Origin of the sequence: Ruminococcus sp. N15.MGS-57, from assembly GCF_000980385.1 — a bacterium.
Classification (GTDB): domain Bacteria; phylum Bacillota; class Clostridia; order Oscillospirales; family Ruminococcaceae; genus Hominimerdicola; species Hominimerdicola aceti.
In genome coordinates this window covers 21,793-34,116 of the sequence record NZ_LARF01000021.1, presented here as the reverse complement: position 1 = coordinate 34,116, position 12,324 = coordinate 21,793, and the positions used below count along the sequence as shown (strand labels likewise).

10 protein-coding genes are annotated in these 12,324 nt (G+C 44.2%); 4 read left to right on the top strand and 6 right to left on the bottom strand.

Translation table 11 applies throughout. From position 1 onward, the window contains the following. Positions 1–73: 73 nt before the first annotated feature. On the bottom strand, positions 74–439 hold the full coding sequence (locus tag WS40_RS06205; RefSeq protein ID WP_022288488.1) for a MerR family transcriptional regulator: 366 nt from the start codon (positions 437–439) through the stop codon (positions 74–76). Between the two features lie 276 nt (positions 440–715). On the opposite strand from WS40_RS06205, the gene WS40_RS06200 reads away from it, so the two are divergent. Further along, positions 716–1,450 carry a M15 family metallopeptidase gene (locus WS40_RS06200; protein ID WP_325208457.1) on the top strand — a complete coding sequence of 245 codons (735 nt, stop codon included), beginning with the start codon at positions 716–718 and terminating at the stop codon, positions 1,448–1,450. A gap of 137 nt (positions 1,451–1,587) precedes the next feature. Here the strand turns inward: WS40_RS06200 and WS40_RS06195 are convergent, their stop codons facing one another. Then, a complete protein-coding gene (locus WS40_RS06195) occupies positions 1,588–2,460 on the bottom strand; it encodes a LysR family transcriptional regulator (RefSeq protein WP_046441063.1) in 873 nt (290 codons plus the stop codon). 199 nt (positions 2,461–2,659) lie between these two features. Here WS40_RS06195 and WS40_RS06190 point away from each other — a divergent pair, with 199 nt between their 5' ends. The 3 genes from WS40_RS06190 to WS40_RS06180 are packed head-to-tail and all read left to right on the top strand — an operon-like array spanning position 2,660 to position 6,788. Then, positions 2,660–3,091: a MarR family winged helix-turn-helix transcriptional regulator gene (locus tag WS40_RS06190; protein WP_022288492.1), complete on the top strand. Its 432-nt coding sequence runs from the start codon at positions 2,660–2,662 to the stop codon at positions 3,089–3,091. Between the two features lie 25 nt (positions 3,092–3,116). Continuing rightward, positions 3,117–4,874 carry an ABC transporter ATP-binding protein gene (locus tag WS40_RS06185; protein WP_046441061.1) on the top strand — a complete coding sequence of 586 codons (1,758 nt, stop codon included), beginning with the start codon at positions 3,117–3,119 and terminating at the stop codon, positions 4,872–4,874. Beyond that, positions 4,875–6,788, top strand: coding sequence for an ABC transporter ATP-binding protein (locus tag WS40_RS06180; protein ID WP_410065667.1), 1,914 nt, complete (start codon positions 4,875–4,877; stop codon positions 6,786–6,788). Between the two features lie 101 nt (positions 6,789–6,889). On the opposite strand, the gene WS40_RS06175 is transcribed toward WS40_RS06180, so the two are convergent. The 4 genes from WS40_RS06175 to WS40_RS06160 form a co-directional block, all read right to left on the bottom strand. Then, a complete protein-coding gene (locus tag WS40_RS06175) occupies positions 6,890–7,138 on the bottom strand; it encodes a hypothetical protein (protein WP_022288495.1) in 249 nt (82 codons plus the stop codon). A 79-nt stretch (positions 7,139–7,217) separates the two neighbouring features. Next, a complete protein-coding gene (locus tag WS40_RS11480; RefSeq protein WP_325208456.1) occupies positions 7,218–10,001 on the bottom strand; it encodes a right-handed parallel beta-helix repeat-containing protein in 2,784 nt (927 codons plus the stop codon). 205 nt (positions 10,002–10,206) lie between these two features. Next, positions 10,207–11,016: an RnfABCDGE type electron transport complex subunit B gene (locus tag WS40_RS06165; RefSeq protein WP_046441059.1), complete on the bottom strand. Its 810-nt coding sequence runs from the start codon at positions 11,014–11,016 to the stop codon at positions 10,207–10,209. A gap of 22 nt (positions 11,017–11,038) precedes the next feature. Next, positions 11,039–12,310: a 2-hydroxyacyl-CoA dehydratase gene (locus WS40_RS06160; protein ID WP_046441056.1), complete on the bottom strand. Its 1,272-nt coding sequence runs from the start codon at positions 12,308–12,310 to the stop codon at positions 11,039–11,041. Positions 12,311–12,324: the final 14 nt, after the last annotated feature.

Genomic DNA, 12,324 nt, shown 5'->3' with positions numbered 1-12,324 from the left:
GCTTTTTGGCAAGATCGCAGCCTTTTTTCTTGGGGACTTTTTTTACAGCCCCTTTGTAACAAAACCTTATCCGTCACTTTATGACCTTAGCGCATATCTTTTCGTAATTATCTATCTTATAGTTGAGTCTGTCAATAGTCGCAGCTATCTCAGCCTGCTTTTCAAGGAGATCTTTTCTCTGCTCGATAAGCAGATTTTTTCTTGCCTCGATAGTGCTGTCGCCCTGCTGATACAAAGCAACATACTCGATAAGGGCTTCTATTTGCAGACCTGCGCCTCTCATGCACTTTATGAACTCTATCCAATTGCATGAACTTTCATCATAGTCCCTAAGACCGCTTCTCGTTCTCGGCACAGGCGGAATAAGTCCTATACGCTCATAGTATCTCAGTGTATCGGGTGTAAGCCCATATTTCTCACTAACTTCAGAAATAGTCATAGCTTTCTCCTTTTAACAACACCACATGGGTTTATGTGATACTGCCTATTGATTTTTCAATTACATTTTACCACCTGGAGTTAACTCCAAGTCAAGACCTTTTCTATAAAATCGTCGATATGCACAAATCGTCATGCAAAATTTGTTATCACCGGCAAAAGCTTAACGCTAGTCCGACACATTAAGAAAATCTTATGAAACAGTTAAGCTAATACTCGTGCGAAAGCTTCTTTAGTATGGTATCATTGATACAGCAAAAGCAAAGGAGCGGTCATTATGACAAATAAAAACAAAAAGCATATCGTAATCGCCACTGCAATCATTATTTTGGTTGTGGCATTGCTTATATACAGATATTACATTCCTGATATGAAGCCCAAGAAGCAGTTCACTCCTGCATCAGTGGAATACACCTATGACGACAGCGTGACTTCATCTCAGCTTGCGGAGTATAATGCCCGGCAGGACTGGCAGCTCACATTGGTGAACAACGACACGCCTATATGTGAGAATTGCTCAGTGATACTCACCGCCCTTGACAATGGTCATGCAGTGGACTGCCGCATTTACCCACAGCTTCAGAAAATGTTTGATGACGCACGCTCGCAGGGGATATATCCAACTATCACATCATCGTTCCGCACCGCAAAGGATCAGCAGGACATACTTGAGAGCAAATATGAACACTATCAGAAAATAGGCTACAGCGACAAAAAGGCGAAAGCCTATGCGGAAGAATGGGTGGCGATGCCCGGCACAAGCGAACACGAGCTTGGTTTGTGCGTCGATATCGCAAGCGGTGACAGCAGAGTTACAAATCAGGAAGTATGGGATTGGCTCGCCAAAAACAGCTACAAATATGGCTTTATAGAGCGTTACACAGCCGAAAAGCAGGATATTACCGGCATTATCCCAGAAGAATGGCACTACAGATATGTTGGCGAAAAGGCGGCAAAGGAAATGTATAAAAATGGCCTCTGCCTTGAAGAATATTTACAGAATGTGTCATAAAAAATGCGGGTGGCCAACGTTTGACCCTACGCAAAACAGCGTATATACATCATTTGTAGGGGCTGGCGTCCTCGACAGCTCACTTATCAAAGTTTTTTTACATTCACAGCACTGTATCACCCACCGATACAGTGCTTTTATTTTGCAAACTGATTTTTGAGTATCCCAAGCATATCCTTTGCCTGCTGTTCAAGCTGCGACCTGAGATAATAGACACCGAAAGATATATCTTTCACGCCTTTTATTGGTATCGCTTTTAGCGGACCTTTGTAAGCGTCCCCTATGGCGGGGAAAATCATAAAACCCAGCCCCGCTTCCGCCATTGCAACTGCGCTTTCATAATCTCCACAGAATATTATCTTATCCACCTTGCCGTTCGCAAGTATCCTGTGCTGCAAGGCAAATATCTCGTCAGGACAGGTGTGGCGCTCTATAAAAATAGGTCTGCCTGAGATATCGTCCACATCAAGGCTATCCGCCTTTGCAAGGGGATGATCTTTCTGGCAAAGGCACATAAACTGACAGCGGCAAAGCTCCACATAGTCAAAAGGCTGTTTATGAGGACTTTTAAATGACAGAAGAAGCTGTATCTTCTGATCTTTGAGCTGATTGTCTATAGACTTGAACGGAGTAAGATCTATATACGGCAAAAGATCATCATAAAGCCTGGACATTTCTCTTAGGGCAGGAGTCAAAACGTTCAGCTCCGCCTGATTGTGACAGCCTATGCTTATCCTCACAGGTTCGTCCTCAGGCTTTTCTGACAGCCTGAATTTTGCTGAGCCTGCTATTTTAAGTATCTGCTCTGCGTCTGAAATAAACATTATACCCTCTCTTGTGAGCGAAACGCTCTTGCTCGTTCGCACGAAAAGCTTCACCCCTAGCTCGTCCTCCAAAGAACCTATCTGGTGGCTCACCGCAGGCTGAGTGATGCTCACAGATTCCGCCGCCTTGGAAAAGTTAAGATACTGCGCCACAGCCAAAAAGCACTCCAATTGTACAGTATTCACAAAAAACGCCCCTTTATGTTTGCTCATTTCCGCAAATTGTTTCGTTTGGTAAACAATTCTTAATAAAAATTAAATTTGATAGCAATCTATAAAATTCTTTTATTCATTATAACATATTTGTATTTTACATTCAAGTAAAAGTGTGATATTATTAATTAAAGCAAAATGTTAGGTGCAAAAATGTAAGGAGGCGAACAATTTGGCGGATAACAGAAAAAAGAACATTCTGCGGTATTCCAAATACATTCATCTGAAAATAGAATGCGAGATAAACACCATGCTCGCAGGCAAGGGTATAACCGCCGCTCAGAGCCATGTGCTTATGTACATAATGGAACATAATGGCGAGCCTGTTTTCTCAACGGCGATACACCACGATCTGAATATTTCCCGTGCGACGGTATCAGGGCTTATAAAAAAGCTCCGTGCAGGAGGATATCTATCCTATGAGGGCAGTGATGATGACGAGCGTCACAAGAAGATAATAGCAACCGAGAAAGCCTATACCCTACAGCAGGACATTTGCGACTGTCTTAAAAAGATAGAAACAATGGCTTTCCGTAATTTTACAGATCAGGAGCTTGACGAAATGGAACGGCTCCAGAAAAAAATGATAGACAATACAATATAAAAATAAGCGAGAGGAGGGATCTGGCTTGAAAGAAATACTAGCACAGATCAAACAGTACAAGAAGGACTCCATTCTGACCCCTGTCTTTACCGCACTTGAGGTCTTTATGGAAATGCTTCTGCCTTTTATAATGGCGAAGATAATCGACGACGGCATTGAAAAGGGCAACATGACAAACGTTTATATTTTCGGTGGCGTAATGGTAGTGGCGGCAATGGTCAGCCTGCTTTCTGGCTTTCTTGCAGGAAAATATGCGGCTTCGGCTTCATCAGGCTTTGCCTGCAATCTTCGTGAAGCTATCTACCGCAAGGTGCAGACCTATTCGTTCTCAAACATCGACAAATTCAGCACCGCAGGTCTTGTAACAAGAATGACAACTGACGTTACAAACGTTCAGAACGCATACCAAATGATAATCCGTATCGCAGTGAGAGCGCCGCTGATGCTCATCTGCTCAATGGCAATGTGCTTTGCAGTAAGCGGCTCAATGAGCACCATATTCCTTGCAGCTATCGTTCTTCTTGGCATAGTTCTTGGAATCATCGTTAAAAAGACGATGAAAGTTTTCACAGAGGCTTTCAAAAAGTATGACGACCTTAACGCAAGCATACAGGAAAACGTATCGGCTATCAGAGTTGTAAAGGCATATGTAAGAGAGGACTTCGAGCAGAAGAAATTCAAGAAAGCCTCAGGCAATCTCTATAAGATGTTCGTAAAGGCTGAGAGCCTTATCGCACTGAACAGCCCTGTTATGATGTTCGTTATCTACTCCTGCATAATGCTCATAAGCTGGCTTGGCGCAAAGAATGTTGTTGCAGGCACTATGAAAACAGGCGAGCTTTCATCTGTTTTTACATATGTTATCTCCGCCATGATGTCACTTATGATGCTCTCTACGATATTCGTTATGATATCAATGAGTACAGCAAGTATCAGACGTATCTCAGAGATACTCAAGGAAACACCTGATCTTCACAACGGTGAGAACCCAGCAAAGGATATGAAAGACGGCTCTGTTGACTTCAACAATGTAAGCTTCTCATACAAGCATGGAAGCGGAAAAATGGTGCTTAACAATATCGACCTGCACATCAAGTCTGGCGAAACTATCGGCATCATAGGTTCAACAGGCTGCGGAAAAACAAGCCTTGTAAATCTTATCAGCCGTCTTTATGACGTTGACGAAGGTTCTGTATGCGTTGGCGGCAAGGACGTAAGAGATTACGATATGGAATATCTTAGAGATCAGGTTTCTGTAGTATTGCAGAAAAACGTGCTTTTCTCAGGCACTATCCTTGACAACCTACGCTGGGGCAGCGAAAACGCCACAGACGCCGAGTGTATCGAAGCCTGTGAGGCTGCCTGCGCTGACGAGTTCATTGAACGCTTTCCTGAAAAGTATGAAACTTATATCGAACAGGGCGGCACAAACGTATCAGGCGGACAGAAGCAGCGACTTTGTATTGCAAGAGCGCTTCTGAAAAAGCCAAAGGTTCTTATCCTTGACGACTCCACAAGCGCAGTAGACACTGCAACAGACGCAAAGATAAGAGCGGCATTCGCAAAGTCTATCCCAGGCACAACAAAGTTCATTATCGCACAGAGGATCTCAAGCGTCCAGGACGCCGACAGGATAATAGTTCTTGACGGTGGCAGAGTAAACGGCTTTGACACACACGAAAAGCTTGTTGAAACAAACGAGATATACCGTGAGATATATGAATCTCAGGTAAAGGGCGGCGGAGATTTCGACGTTCAGTCAGCAGGAAAGGAGGAAGCTTAAATGCCTAAGCCAATGAATAAAGAAATGGGCGGCAAGCCTAAAATGTCAGGCGACCAGATGAAAGTCCTCGGCAGAGTAATGAAATATATGCTCAAAAACTATAAAATCTCATTTATAATAGTTGTGGCATGCATACTTATTCAGGCTGTCACCACACTTGCGGGAATGATGTTCATGCAGTCACTTGTTGATGACTACATCACACCGATGCTAAAGACCTCCAGCCATGATTTTTCACCACTTGCAAAGGCTCTCGGCGGTCTTGCAGTAGTATACGTTGTGGGCATTGCGGCTTCATACGCATACAACAGGATAATGGTAAACATCGGTCAGGGTACGCTGAGAAACATAAGAGATGATCTGTTTCTCAACATGGAAACACTTCCTATCAAGTATTTTGACACGCACCCGCACGGTGACATCATGTCAGTATACACAAATGACGTTGATACTCTCAGACAGTTTATCAGCCAGAGCATACCTCAGCTTATAAACTCTCTTGCAACACTTATATCCACCCTCGTTTCCATGATAGTCCTCAACATTCCTCTTACCATACTCTCTATCGCAATGGCATTTGTAATGGTAAAGGTGACCAACGATCTCGCTTCAAAGTCAGGAGCGCACTTTGCGGCTCAGCAGCGTGACCTTGGCGCAGTTGACGGCTTTATCGAAGAAATGCTTGACGGACAGAAAGTAGTAAAAGTGTTCTGTCACGAGGATAAAGCAATAGAAGACTTTGTAAAGATAAATGACAAGCTGAGAGTCAGCGCAAACGAAGCTAACAAGTACGCTAACATCATGATGCCGATAAACGCAAATATCGGAAACCTCAGCTATGTGCTTTGTGCCATTGTGGGAGCTATCCTTGCCATAAACGGCTATGCAGGTCTTACCCTCGGCACTATCGTAACATTTGTATCCCTTAACAAGAACTTCACACAGCCTATCACACAGATAAGCCAGCAAATGGCATTCGTTGTTCAGGCTACCGCAGGCGCAGGCAGAGTGTTTGACCTCCTCGACCAGAAGCCTGAAACAGACGAGGGCTATGTTGAGTTCGTTAATGCAAAATATAACCTGAACGGTGAGCTTGAAGAGTGCAAAGAGCGTACAGGCATATGGGCTTGGAAGCATCGTCATCAGGCTGACGGCACTGTTGACTACAAAAAAATGGAGGGCGAGGTCGTATTTGACGGTGTTGACTTCGGATATGATGACAGCAAGATCGTTCTTCATGACGTAAAGCTTTTTGCAAAGCCTGGTCAGAAGATAGCTTTTGTTGGCTCAACAGGCGCAGGAAAGACAACTATCACAAATCTTATCAACCGCTTTTATGACATTCAGGACGGCAAGATACGCTATGACGGAATAAACATTACAAAGATAAAGAAACCTGCTCTGAGAAAAACTCTCGGCATAGTTTTGCAGGACACACACCTTTTCACAGGCACAGTAATGGAAAATATCCGCTACGGCAACCTTGACGCCACCGACGAGGAATGTATGGCAGCCGCAAGACTTGCAAACGCAAACGGCTTTATAGAAAGACTTCCTGACGGCTACAACACTGTTCTCACAGGTGACGGCTCTAACCTTTCACAGGGTCAGCGTCAGCTCATAGCCATTGCAAGAGCGGCAGTCGGCGATCCTCCTGTTCTTATACTTGATGAGGCTACCTCCTCTATCGACACAAGAACAGAGAGTCTTGTACAGGCTGGTATGGACGCTCTCATGCAGGGCAGAACAACATTCGTTATCGCCCACAGACTTTCAACTGTCAGAAACTCAGACTGCATAATGGTACTTGAGCAGGGCAGGATAATCGAGCGTGGCACACATGACGAGCTTATTGCCAAAAAGGGCAAGTATTATCAGCTCTACACAGGAAACTTCGCAGAAGAAACAGCATAAAAGGGGCTATTCCGCCCAAAGAAAAACGCCACGGAGAGAATATCTCCGTGGCGTTTTTGTGCAATAAAAATGCGGCTGACAAAAGCCAACCGCAATAAATCTTATTCTTCTTCCTCTTCGTCCTCATCGAAATCTTCTTCATCGATGCCCATTGGACGAGGCATATCATCTGTCATAGGCTCATCTGCTCTTCTGAAATATGAGTCGAAATCAAAACGTCCCATGCAGATACGCTCCCAGTATGGTTTACCCGGCTCAAGCACCATAACATTATGCTCATGAACTTCGATAACATCATAGATCTTGCCGTATGAATCCTTTACCTGATCGCCCTTTACAACATTGGTCATTATATTCACCTTCCTTGTCATATCTTGAATTATACCACATTATAAGAGCCTTGTCAATCGGCTTGGAAAATTTTTTGCCCTAAATACTTACCTTCTTCACAGCCGACCACTTGCCGTACACTTTGGTCTTGCCAATTGTCTTATAATCCCTTGCCTTGACGTAATATGTCTTTTTGCTTTTAAGACCTTTTATTGTGCCTTTGTTCTTTGAGTTTCCGCTGAGCCACAAGGACTTGCTGTTCTTAAAGCCACTGTTGTCGGCATATAACACCTGATAGCCTGAATTTGAGCTGTGCTTTGCAAGAGTGACCGCTATCTTCTTTCCGCTCTTGTCGCCCTTGGCAGAAATGCTCTGTCCCTGTGGGTTTATCTTGAAAGTCTTTGTTATCTTACCTGTGTAGCTTCCCTTCCCTGTGACAGTCACCTTAGCAGTGCCTATGCCCTTGTTTGCGGAGTAGCTTACAGTATAGTCACTGTCCTTTTTGAGGGTGACATTTCCGTCCTTTACAGTGACAGCAGGCTTCAACGCCTTACCTGTCCACACCTGATCTGACACCTTGACAGACGCCTTCCCGACAGATCTTTTCGTTGCTGATCTTACCTTTATCTCATCGGAATATCTACCGTATACCCTCTTGCCTGACACAGTTTCATAACAGCGTACTTTGTAATAATAATCTGTGTTCGCCTTGAAAAATCCATCTGTAAACTTTCCTTTTGCAGTAGTCCCCACGGCAGAATATTTTCCCTTTGCGCCTGTTTTCCTGTATATCTCATAACCGCATTTGTTAGTTGATCTGCCAGAAAAGCTGATCTGTATATCCGTGTTATTCACAGAATTAACAGACAATCCTGATACTTTCGGCAGGCTGATAGAAGAATCAGCGCTCTTTGACACTGCCGCAGACTTTGAGCCGTTCACAGCGTTGTCTTTCAGCGAAGCCTTGCTGTGAGAGCTTACGCTTATGCCGCTTTTTCCTGAGCCACTTATGCTGTTTGAATTTACACTCACAGAACTGCTGTAATTTGACACGCAAATGCCGTTCTGCTTGCTGTTTGATATCTTATTTGAGCTTAGAGCCACACTGCCGCAGTGATCTGTAACAAGCACGCCATGCTTGCCTGCGCCAGAAACAGTGTTTGAAGCCGCCTTGCCAGAAGCGTTCTTGCTGAACACGATACCATGCCCCACGGCATTTTTAACTTTGTTGCCTGAGCACTCGCCCTTTGATCCGTTATAAATAAGAATGCCCGTGTCCCCCGCCTTTGAAATGCTGTTGGACTTTATCACAGCGGAAGAATTTGCAGCCACTGCTATACCATGCTTTTTCGCTGAATTTACGCTGTTTGAGCTTGCAATATTGTTCTCAGAGCCGTTGTAGATATTTATTCCGTTCATTCCAACGTTCTCTATGGTATTGTTCTCAAGGGTATTCCCTGAGCTGTCAGTAACGGAAGCACCGTTTCTGGCTGAGCCTGAAATATAGTTATCTGTTATCTTTATATTGTCGCACTCGTTGAGAGTAAGACCATTTTTATCCTTGTAATTAACACCGTCCTGCTTTGTAACGAGAATATTTGATTCGATACTGCAATTCTCAGCGTCATTAAGTGCGATAGTGGTTCCGTTGCTCTCGATTCGATTTTCAAGGATCTTTACTCCTGCCACTCTGAAATTATAGTCAGGGATAACACCATTGTCCTTGACCTCATACCCTGTCAGGCGTATGCCGCTTGTAATGCCATATTCGTCATCACCGCTTACAGAGATAGTGTTAGATGAAATAACAGAGTTTGCGTCGTCCTCAAAGCCGTCAACTGCTTCCTCCATAGACTTCACCACAGGGGGATTGAAATTGTTGTTAGGCAGGCTGGACATTGCCTTGAACTCTATACCGCTTGCGCAGTTTGTGATAGTGTTATTTGTTATGGTACAATTCTTATAATTGTACATTATCATTGCCACATCGTCGAGGTTCTCAAAAACGTTGCCCTCAATAAGGATATCTGTATAATAGATACCCAGAGTGGCGGAATGAGAACCAAGACCTCTGCAAATGCCTGAGAAAAGATTATTCTTTATGACCACATTTTCGCATGATGTATCGTCAAAAGGCGCATAGCCTGCAAAAACTCTGCTGTTGTTCATGCAATCAAGCTGAATGGCTTCTTTTTTCCTGTAGCCTGTATATCCTGTAAAAGTACAGCCCTCTATGGTGACGTCAGCCGCACCGCCTATCTCCATATGATGACCGTTCTCGTTATTTTTGACGTGCATATCTTTCAGAAGAATATTTCTGCAATGTGCAAATCTGATATTTGAAAAATCTGCGGTATTTGGCCACTGATCTGTGTTTCCGTTCCAAAGCCCACCCTCGACGATAACATTTTTAATGCCGTCATAGCCGCCGACACCATTATTATCACACCTGAGCATAGGTCCATAGGAAATGCACCTTTTTATCTCAACGCCCTCTTCACAGTATATCCAAGTACCGCTGTATACCACAAGTGCAGAAGAAATAAGATACGTTCCCTTTGGTATCACGACCTTTGTGAAAATGCCCTGTCCTGAATTTTCCTGTGCAGCGTCAAGTGCCTGCTGTATCTGCTTTTCGGTCATGGCGTTTCCTGTGTTGTCTGCACCGAAGTCATTAACCACGTTATAAGTGACGATTTCCATGCCGTCTGTATCAAAATACGCACCTGTCACAGCCGTATCTGCCGCTTCTGCCACCGATGTTATAGCCGTAGAGAAGCCCTCGGGAATCGCTGTGATAACGAGCAAGAGCGTTGTCAAAAGTGCCGCTATCCGTCTGAAAACGTTTTTTTCACTGATAATTCTGTTGCCTTTAATGTTCATTCTGCTGTGTTCTCCTTAAAGTTCGGCTATATTTTTCTTGCCGCTGACAATTATTCGTACAAATAGTATTATAAATCATTTATAAGTATCTGTCAACAAATACTAAACTTTTCGTGAACACTGCACAAATTTGGCTGTGTATTTTTGGCACAAAAAAAGCTCCCCTGACGTATAAACGTCAAGAGAGCCTTTAAAGCAAAATATTTTACTGCACTTCCACTTTTTCGCCCATGATAGACCTGATAGCGTGGACACGGCACACCTCTGCACACTTTCCGCAGTTTGTACACTTTTCATAGTCGATAACAGCGTGGTTGTTCTGCACTGTAACGGCACCTGACGGACAGTTTTTCTCGCACAGCTTACAGCCTATACAGCCGTTAGGACAAACAGACCTTGTCACTCTGCCCACATCTCTTGATGAACAGCAGATATCCACAGCCTGAGAGATCCTTCTCACTGCGATAAGACCATTTGGACAGGCTTTTGCGCAAAGCCCACAGCCCATGCACTTTGCTTTGTCGATAACGGCAATGCCGTCAACGATAGATATTGCCCCCTGAGAGCAGACCTTGATACAATCGCCGTAGCCTAAACAGCCGCTTGTGCAAAGCTTGCTTCCGTCATAAAACCTGTTGCACGCCACACAGCTCTGAATGCCGTCAAAATCGTATTTATGCGGTGTATGAGAGCAATCTCCCGAACAGCGCACAAAAGCCACCTGTGGCTCTGCTGCAGTCACTTCAACGCCCATTATCTCGGCTATCTTCTTTGCAGCAGCCTCGCCTCCAGGACGGCAAAGGTTACATTCCGCACCCTTGTTCACGATAGCATCGGCATAGTCTGCACAGCCTGAAAAGCCACAAGCACCACAGTTTGCCTGCGGAAGCGCTTCTGCGATAGCGTCAACACGCTCATCCACCTCAACGGCAAAAACTTTTGAAGCCACCGTCAGCAGAACGCCTGCCAATATGCCCAAAGCGGCAAATATAGCCAAAGGGATCAAATATTCCATATCATTCTCCTCTTTCAGAATTTCAGTTTTTGTTGTGTTTCATTATATTATTATCCATAAAATCAAGGGCCATCTTAATGCGGTTTTTGATATTAACGTCCGCTGTTCCCGAATCGTGATCGACCGCGGTTATGATGCTGTCTGGGTAGAGCTTTTTTATACGCTTTATTATACCTCTTGCACAGGTGTGGCTCACAAGGCAGCCAAACGGCAACAGCATCACAACACCTTTGCAGCCGTTCTTTAACGCTGAACACATTTCTGCACCGATAAGCCAGCCGTCCCCCATTGTTTCGCCAAGGCAGCCAAAGTTTTCACCGTAGCTTTTCAAGGATCTATAGTCTTCCATAGGCTCGAAACCGTTTTGTACAAGTGCAGAATTCATTTTGCACCAAAGCGTTTTCATATAGGCAATAAGGACTTTTGCTCCCACACCTGCCAAGGTTTTTCTTCCGTATATGTTATCATCATTTGTACAGGAATCGGCAAGGTACATTATGTATGGAACAAAGCCGCTCATATATATCTGACAACCGAGATCACGGAGGTATTTCTCCGTTTCGCCGTTGCCGAGAGCACAGAATTTTATGTAAAGCTCCCCTGTTACGGCGACCTTTTTGACCGATCTGCTTTTATCACAATTTATTGTAGCAAAGCTTTCGCATATCTTGCGGAATATGACGCACATTGAGATCGGATCGGCTGCTTTGCCATGTTCAAAGAACCGTGACAGCCTGCTGTTCCATAGGCGGACTTTATCAAGCGTTTCACCCTTTTTTAGTTCATAGGGTGAAAGCTCATTATAAAGATACAAAAGCAAGTCACTGTAATAGATCGCTGCACAAGCCGTCAGCACCATTTTAGGCGTTATGGAAAATCCGCTGTGTTTCTCAACGCCGCTGACATTAAGTGACACCACAGGAACATTTTGCAGACCGGCTTTCAAAAGAGCTTTTCGCAGCAGCATAATGTAATTGCACGCTCTGCACCCTCCTCCTGTTTGAGGCAGCAGCAGGGCTGTTTTTGCGGTGTCATATTTGCCGCTTTTCAATGCACATATGAACTGTCCTATTATGAGGTTGCAGGGAAAGCAGACATCATTATTTGAATATTCCCAGCCTGCGTTTATCATTTTTGACCGACTGTATTCGTTCACCCCGATAACGTCGCACTTATATCCGCCGCTAAGAAATGCATATTTAAGCAGCGGAAAGTGGAAGTCAAGCATTGATGGTATCAATATAGTGTGGGTCTTTTTCATCGGCTTTGTAAATTCAACCCTTGATCGTTTCATATCGATAAATTATT

Coding starts and splice junctions, on each gene's coding strand:
- WS40_RS06205 (WP_022288488.1), bottom strand. CDS start 439: ATGACTATTTCTGAAGTTAGTGAGAAATATGGGCTTACACCCGATACA.
- WS40_RS06200 (WP_325208457.1), top strand. CDS start 716: ATGACAAATAAAAACAAAAAGCATATCGTAATCGCCACTGCAATCATT.
- WS40_RS06180 (WP_410065667.1), top strand. CDS start 4,875: ATGCCTAAGCCAATGAATAAAGAAATGGGCGGCAAGCCTAAAATGTCA.
- WS40_RS06175 (WP_022288495.1), bottom strand. CDS start 7,138: ATGACCAATGTTGTAAAGGGCGATCAGGTAAAGGATTCATACGGCAAG.
- WS40_RS11480 (WP_325208456.1), bottom strand. CDS start 10,001: ATGAACATTAAAGGCAACAGAATTATCAGTGAAAAAAACGTTTTCAGA.
- WS40_RS06165 (WP_046441059.1), bottom strand. CDS start 11,016: ATGGAATATTTGATCCCTTTGGCTATATTTGCCGCTTTGGGCATATTG.
- WS40_RS06160 (WP_046441056.1), bottom strand. CDS start 12,310: ATGAAACGATCAAGGGTTGAATTTACAAAGCCGATGAAAAAGACCCAC.